This window comes from Gluconobacter sp. P1D12_c (genome assembly GCF_018812105.1).
Classification (GTDB): Bacteria; Pseudomonadota; Alphaproteobacteria; order Acetobacterales; family Acetobacteraceae; genus Gluconobacter; species Gluconobacter oxydans_A.
In genome coordinates, this window is record NZ_JACSIQ010000432.1 from 1 (window position 1) to 466 (window position 466).

1 protein-coding gene is annotated in these 466 nt (G+C 54.3%); it reads left to right on the forward strand.

The window, feature by feature from the left end; all coding sequences use genetic code 11:
* The first annotated feature begins 67 nt into the window (after positions 1–67).
* Positions 68–394 (forward strand): plasmid recombination protein, encoded by a 327-nt coding sequence (locus KP705_RS17525; RefSeq protein ID WP_252348427.1) that lies wholly within the window; start codon positions 68–70, stop codon positions 392–394.
* Positions 395–466: the final 72 nt, after the last annotated feature.

A 466-nucleotide genomic window follows, 5' to 3' on the forward strand; every position in this document is an offset into this window, starting at 1 on the left:
GCTTACGACAATTTGCTTGCAAATTGTGTAGTAAGTCCACCTTTTGAAAAAAGGGGGCTGAAACACCATGTCAAAATTCGCCATTCTTCGGGTTCAGAAACTCAAATCGCCCAAGTCCGTCAGGGCGTCCATGAAGCACGCCTACCGAGAGCAGGATACGCCAAACGCTGACGCCACGAGAACGCCAGACAATGACCTGATCGGGCCGCAGAACGTCAAACAGGGCATGATCGCGTTCGAGAAGGCGCTACCTGAGAAGATCCGCAAGAACGCCGTCCAGTGCATCGAATACCTGGTCACGTCCTCACCTGGCGCGTTCGAGAACCGGAACGCTGACCAGGAGGCGTATTTGGGGTCACGACACGAAAGTGTATTTTACGTACGCTTAGGGTGAACACCTACAGAACCGCCAGCATTGGGGTTCAAGCGACAAGCAGGGATGCAGGCACCCGAAGCGGACGTAACG

Coding starts and splice junctions, on each gene's coding strand:
- KP705_RS17525 (WP_252348427.1), top strand. CDS start 68: ATGTCAAAATTCGCCATTCTTCGGGTTCAGAAACTCAAATCGCCCAAG.